Source organism: Frankia sp. CcMO1 (genome assembly GCF_977945845.1).
On record NZ_CDWTMG010000020.1, the window covers coordinates 19,216 to 25,680 of the forward strand.

A 6,465-nucleotide genomic window follows, 5' to 3' on the forward strand; every position below is an offset into this window, starting at 1 on the left:
GTCCCCATAGTGCCGGCAACCCATAGTTAGGAACGGAAGTAGGCGTGGTGTCGGCGGGACCGCGGCACGAACCGTCCAGCGGCGTGCCTGTTTTCCTGGCACTCGATCCCGTTCCTTTCCGGTGAGAATCCTGGTGGATCCCCTGTCCGGAAACTCCGGGGCGCCTCAACCCGGCCCGGGCGGCGATGGGCCTGCCGGCGTTGCGGCAGTGGCAGGCGGCCGCCCACCGGAAGTGGGCGGCCGATTATCAGGCCTATCTGCGGGTCCGGCGCAACGACGTCCGGTAGAGCCACATCTGGTATCGCCACGTCCGGTACAGCGACGTCCGGTACCGCCATATCCGGTACCGCCACGTCCCGTACCGGTGTGCCCGGGAGCGATCCCGGCCCGACCCCGCCGCAACGGCCGATGCCCGGAGCCTGATCTGATGCCTGGAGCCGGCCGTCCCGGCGAGGGAGTCGGTCATCGCACGAGGTTTCAGGAACTTACGAGCTTCAGCGCCTGGCGGATCTCGCCGAGACGGTTCCATTGTTCGTTGCTGAGAATCGAGACGGCGGCATGGAACACGCCGTCCTGTTCCTTCGCGATGTGCCTGCGTAGCAGGCTCAGCGCCTCGATGACGCGTGTCGGCCAAGCGGGATCGACCCGGGCGGTGCCGTCGGTCGCCCCGGCGAGCACAGCCTCGATCCGGCGGTGCTCGCTCTGCAGGATCGCGATCTGTTCGGGGAACTCGAGTGCCATCGCGGGGAACAGGCCCTGCTCCTCCACCACCGTCTGTGGATGGAGAACCGCCGACATCTGCTCACAGAGTGCCGCCATCGCCTCGACATCACCCTGCCGATACGCCTCGTGCGTGTCGGCGATGAGATCGATGACCTGGTCATGTTCTCTGATCAGGTCCGCGATCGCCGGCAACGACTGACAGTCGCAGTATTCACGCATAGCGCCCACCTTGGGTAGAAGAAGATCAGCGATGACCCCACGTCCCCACGTCCCCTAGCGCCCCACCGGCAGCGTCGCCATCCCGTCCCCATTCGCACGGCGGTGCTCGTGTCGCGCCGCTCATGGCCATCATCGAATGGCCGGAGCGGCTCCCACACGGCCGATGGTCCTGTCCGGTGCCCTACCAATGGCGGCGGGGCACCGGTCCGCGAGTCACCCTTCCCCACTGTTGATCGGAACGAACGGGCAGCATCCGCGCCCCCTCGGGGACCTGGCTAACGTGATCATCGTCAGTGCGGCGTAACTCCGGTCAGAGCCGCCACATGCCCCTAAACAGCGTTCATGGCGAGGGCAGCGCCCACAGCCGGACCGTGCCGTCCTTGCTGCCGCTGGCGAGGGTGCGGCCGTCCGGAGAGTAGCTCACCGATAACACCCAGTCGGCGTGGCCAGTCAGCGGCTCGCCGAGGAGGCGCGGGTGGAAGCGGTGGGCCGCATCCCGCAGCCCCCACAGCCGCACCGTGCCGTCGAGGCTGCCGCTGGCCAGGGTGCGGCCGCCCGGCGAGAAAGCCAACGCCCACACGGTGTTGGCGTGGCCGGTCAGGGGCGGCTCGAGCGGGCGTGGGGTGGCCGGGTCGGTCATGTCCCACAGCCGGATCAAGTCGTCCATCCCGCCGGTGGCCAGGATGCGCACATCGGGGGAGATCGCTACCGAGAACACGGAAGCGGGGCCGCTCAGGGACCCGGCCAGGCGGGGGTGGGAGCGGTCGGTCACGTCCCACAGCCGCACCGTGCCGTCCCTACCGCTGCTGGCCAGGGTGTGTCCGTCCGGGGAGAACACTGCCGAGGTCACCCAACCGGTGTGGCCGGTCAGGGGACGACCGAGCTGGCGGGCACCGGTCTCGCGCCCACCGAGAGGAGCGGTGACGATCAGGACGGTGCCGGCGACAGCGAGCAGCAGCCCCACGACGGCGACGGTGATGGCGGCGCGGCGGCGCGCCGCGCCGAGGATGCGACGACGCGGGGCGCCGCCGGCCGGCGATGTTCCCGTCGGCCACCTCGGCCGGTGGTGTGCCACCCGCCGAAGGCACCGATGCCCCGGAAAACGCCGATGACATGAAAGGCACCGATGGCGCCGAGGACGCGCCGGTGGGAGACGGCCGTGGCGCCGGCTGGACGGACGCGGGCGGCTGCCCGATGGCGGTGCGGATGTCGTCGTCGAGCCGCAGCGGGATACCCGACCGGGCGATCCAGTCCGGGCCGTACACGCCAGCGGCAGCTTCGGCGAGTTGGCACGCGAAGACGTGCGCGGACGGTGGACGGTCCGCCGGGTTCTTGGCCAGCGTCCACAGGACCACCGCCCCCAGCGGCGCGGGCACCCCGGCCGGCAGTAGGGGGACGCGTTCGAGGTGGTGCTGGCGCAGGACATGCGCGGGCAGGTCCGGGTCGAACGGTGCCACGCCGGCCAGTAGCTGGTAGAGCACCATCCCGAGGGCGTACAGGTCGGTGGCCGGCTCCAAGCGGCCGCCCATGATCTGTTCGGGGGCCATATACGGCGGTGTTCCGATCACCGCACTCGCGATGGCCCCCGACTCGCCGACGAATTTCGCGACCCCGAAGTCGACGACTTTCAGCAGGTCGGTAGTGTCGAAAAGAATATTGTCGGGCTTGATGTCGCGGTGCAGCACCCCTTTGCCGTGGGTGCAGGCCAGGGCCGAGGCCACCGCGAGTCCCACCGCGCAGGCCGTCTGTGGGCCCATGTCGGCCCGGCGCCGGGTCAGGGTTCCCCCGCCGAGCATCTCCATGACGAGCAGGTGCAGATCGCCCGTCTTGACGTAGTCGTAGACTCGGACCACGTGCGGATGATCCAGGCTGGCGAGGATCCGCGCCTCGGCGGCGAACCCGGCCGCCGCCCGGCCGTGCCCCGCATGCAGGACCTTGACCGCGACATCGCGCTGCAGGCCGCGATGCCAGCCCGCCAGCACCAGCCCGAATCCGCCCGCGCCCAGCTGGTCGCCCAGCTCGTAGCCGGGCAGTGCGGCGGCCAGCCGAGCCCGGTCAACAACCATCACAGCGGTCCGGCCTCATGCCAAGATTCACCGGTCCTTACAAATCTATATATTTCCTCCAGCGTGAGGTGTGATCCTAACCGGGGTCCTTCATGGGCCGGTCGGGTTGGTCTTCGGGTTGACGATCGGCCCGCCAGTGGAGAAGGTCAGCACAGGCAAGGCTGTTCGCGGGACGTGTGTCCCCCTCACCGATCACTCCAGCGGTGCGGTACCGCTCTCCTGAGAAGATGTCTCCGGTGGGTGGGCGGGAGCCTGGTTCACTCGGCGAGGAGGTCGAGGATCTGCTGCCCGTACTTGGCGAGTTTGTTCTCACCGACGCCGCTCACGGTGGCGAGTTCGGCCAGGGTGGCCGGCACGCGCACCGCGATCTCGCGCAGGGTGGCGTCATGGAAGATCACATATGCGGGGACGCCCTGCTCCTTCGCGACGTCGGCGCGCCAGGCGCGCAGTCGCTCGAACACCGGCATTGCCTCCGCCGACAGGTCGGCCGCCGGTGCGGCGTGGCGGGTCTTCATGGTCCTGGCCGCGGTCGTGGTGGCCGCGGTCGTGGCTGTAGTGGTGGGGGCGCGCTCCGGCTCGCGCCGCATCGGGACCGCGCGCTGTCCGCGCAGCACGTCGGCACTCGCGTCGGTGAGCACCAGGGTGCCGTACCGGCTCTCGACGGCCAGCAGTCCCTGCACGAGGAGTTGGCGCACCACGCCGCGCCACTCGGGCTCGCCGAGCTCCGTGCCGATACCGAAGACCGTCAGGGTGTCGTGACTGTGCTGGGTCACCTTGGGCGTCCTCCTGCCCAGCAGGATGTCGATGAGGTGGCCCGCGCCGAACTTCTGGCGGCGCTCCCGCTGCAGTCGCAGCACGGCCGACAGCAACTTCTGGGCGGCGATCGTGGCGTCCCAGGACTGCGGGGGTGCCAGACAGGTGTCGCAGTTGCCGCACGGGGCGGTGTCACGCTGCCCGAAGTAGGCGAGCAGCCCGATGCGGCGGCACTCGACCGTCTCGCACAGCGCGAGCATGTCGTCGAGGTGTCTGCTCTGCTGCCGGCGGTGCGCGGGGTCGCCCGGGGACGTGTCGATGAGCTTGCGCAGCTGCACGACGTCCTGGAGACCGTAGGCCAGCCACGCGGTCGAGGGCAGCCCGTCCCGCCCGGCGCGCCCGGTCTCCTGGTAGTAGCTCTCGATCGACTTGGGCAGGTCGAGATGGGCGACGAAGCGTACGTCTGGTTTGTCGATGCCCATGCCGAAGGCGATGGTCGCGACCATGATGATGCCGTCCTCGCGCAGGAAGCGTGCTTGGTGCTCGGCTCTGGCGCGCGCGTCGAGCCCGGCGTGGTAGGGCAGCGCCGTGATCCCGTTCGCCACCAGGAAGTCGGCGATCTTCTCGGTGGAGGACCGGGACAGGCAGTAGACGATTCCCGCATCCGCGGCGTGCTCGGTGTGTAGCAGCTCCAACAGCTGCGCCTTCGGCTCCTTCTTCGGCACGATGCGGTACTGGATGTTCGGACGGTCGAAGTCGGCTACGAAGTGGCGGGCGTTCTCCAGGCCGAGCTCGGTGGCGATGTCGTCGTGCGTCCGCGGGGTCGCGGTGGCGGTCAGCGCGATTCTCGGTACGTTCGGCCAGTGCTCGCGCAGTGCCGACAGCTCGCGGTAGTCGGGCCGGAAGTCGTGTCCCCACTGCGAGACGCAGTGTGCCTCGTCGATGGCGAACAGCGCGATCTCGCCCCGGTCGAGCAGCCTGACCGTCGCGTCGGCGCGCAGCCGCTCCGGCGCCAGGTAGAGCAGGTCGAGGTTACCGGCGAGGAAGGCGGACTCCACGTCGCGACGCTCGTCGAACTCCTGCGCGGAGTTGAGGAACCCCGCGCGGACGCCGAGCGCCCGCAACGCGTCGACCTGGTTCTGCATCAGCGCGATGAGCGGTGACACCACGACGCCGGTGCCGCCCCGCACCAGGGCGGGGATCTGGTAACAGAGCGACTTGCCGCCGCCGGTCGGCATCAGGACGAGCGCGTCGCCGCCGTCGACGACATGCTCGATGATCTCCTGCTGGCCGTCCCGGAACGACTCGTAGCCGAAGACGCGGCGCAGCACCTGCGCGACGTCGCTCACGGATCGACCAGGGGGCACGGATCGACCAACGGGAAGGTCATTCTGGTCACTCTATGAGCCGCTGCTCCTCACCGGCTGGTCGCCCGGGCGGACGCCCGGTAGGACGGAAAGACGACTATGGCGAGGCGATACCGTCCGACCGTAGTTACGTGGACCGATTGCCGCGTTTTGCCTCGTTCCCCCGCCTCGTTCCCTCCAGATGCCGTTTCGGGAAGCCGGCCGAGGCACGTACGGACGCGTCATGGGACTCTGGGGTACTGCTTCTTGAGCCGGTCGATGAGCGCGAGCGCGGTGTTCTCCGAGCGGGCCATCGCGCCCCAACCCTCGATGAACAGGCCGTCATAGCTCAATCCGACCCAGCGGCCGGTCAACCGGTCGCCGTGGGGATGCAGGGAGAGGAACAGCGTCCCCTTGGACCGGACCGGTCCGTCGGACGCGACGTACCAACCCATGATTATCTCGTTGTCCCAGACCCGCAGTTCGCCCCACCAGAGGTACCCGCCCTCGTCCACCGACAGGCCGCGGGAGATCGCCTCCATCTGGATGACGTCGCCGACCTGGTTCAGGTTCGCCTCCTGCGAGGTGCGGATCTCCTCGCCGTCCCGGAACGTCTGCCAGGCCGTCCACCAGTGCCCGGACAGGCCGACGGTGTTCCTTGTCCGGCGGTCGGCTCCCTCGGACGTGGACGTGGACGTGAATGTGCGCCCGGGGACGGGGATGGCTGGTGCATCGGATCTCGTGACGGGACCGACGGCGGCCGCGCTCTCCCCGACGGTGAGCTGTCGATGATCCGTGGTGTCCACCTCCTCCAGAGCTCGTCGCCACGGGATGCCCGCCTGACTCCCCTTGTCCTCCAGCCACGCGTGACGACGCAGTTCGATCAGGGAGCCACCGGCGTTCAGCTCTATGTCGATCGCGGTCACGAGCGACTGCGACGGCACCCCGAGCAGTCCGCGTTCAGCCTTCGACAGGTAGCTCGGCTGGTAGCGGACCCGATTGGCGAGCTGGGCCTGGCTCAGTCCAGCCGCTTTCCGTAACTGCACAAGTGCGTTCAGGAGGTCGGTGAGGCAGGGTTGCATGTCCATTTATCGTCTACCCGGGTCCAGGGCAATGGTTCATCGGCCGGCCGTTCTCATCTGGTCTGACTGTTGTCACACCCCGCGAGCCTGCGCCTGGCGCCAGGCTTACCGGGATCTCCGTCGGATCGTCGCACGTGGAGACCGCGGTCCTGACGGCGGTGTGCTGGGCGGGGAACCCGCGCTGTGCCGGGCGGGGAACCCGCGGTGTGCCCCCCGCCCCGTCGGTCGTCTGACGACTCTCACACCCTTCCCAAGCCGCCTGTCGTGCGTAAGGGG

Annotated in this window: 5 protein-coding genes; all 5 read right to left on the minus strand. The window is 69.0% G+C overall.

Features of this window, described 5'->3' with window-relative positions; translation table 11 throughout:
• Positions 1–477: 477 nt before the first annotated feature.
• The 5 genes from AC08OU_RS04795 to AC08OU_RS04815 all read right to left on the minus strand — a co-directional run bounded on the left by AC08OU_RS04795 (position 478) and on the right by AC08OU_RS04815 (position 6,189).
• Entirely contained in the window at positions 478–942 is a 465-nt protein-coding gene (locus AC08OU_RS04795) for a hemerythrin domain-containing protein (RefSeq protein WP_462185819.1), read from the minus strand.
• A gap of 340 nt (positions 943–1,282) precedes the next feature.
• The gene (locus AC08OU_RS04800) at positions 1,283–1,792 is read right to left on the minus strand and encodes a WD40 repeat domain-containing protein (RefSeq protein ID WP_462185818.1); all 510 of its coding nucleotides are present in this window, start codon (positions 1,790–1,792) and stop codon (positions 1,283–1,285) included.
• Entirely contained in the window at positions 1,740–3,008 is a 1,269-nt protein-coding gene (locus AC08OU_RS04805) for a serine/threonine-protein kinase (protein WP_476599312.1), read from the minus strand. Before AC08OU_RS04805 ends, AC08OU_RS04800 begins: the two co-directional genes overlap by 53 nt.
• 257 nt (positions 3,009–3,265) lie before the next feature.
• The gene (gene recQ, locus AC08OU_RS04810; protein ID WP_476599306.1) at positions 3,266–5,110 is read right to left on the minus strand and encodes a DNA helicase RecQ; all 1,845 of its coding nucleotides are present in this window, start codon (positions 5,108–5,110) and stop codon (positions 3,266–3,268) included.
• A 239-nt stretch (positions 5,111–5,349) separates the two neighbouring features.
• Positions 5,350–6,189: a helix-turn-helix domain-containing protein gene (locus tag AC08OU_RS04815; protein ID WP_476604416.1), complete on the minus strand. Its 840-nt coding sequence runs from the start codon at positions 6,187–6,189 to the stop codon at positions 5,350–5,352.
• Between the last annotated feature and the right edge of the window lie 276 nt (positions 6,190–6,465).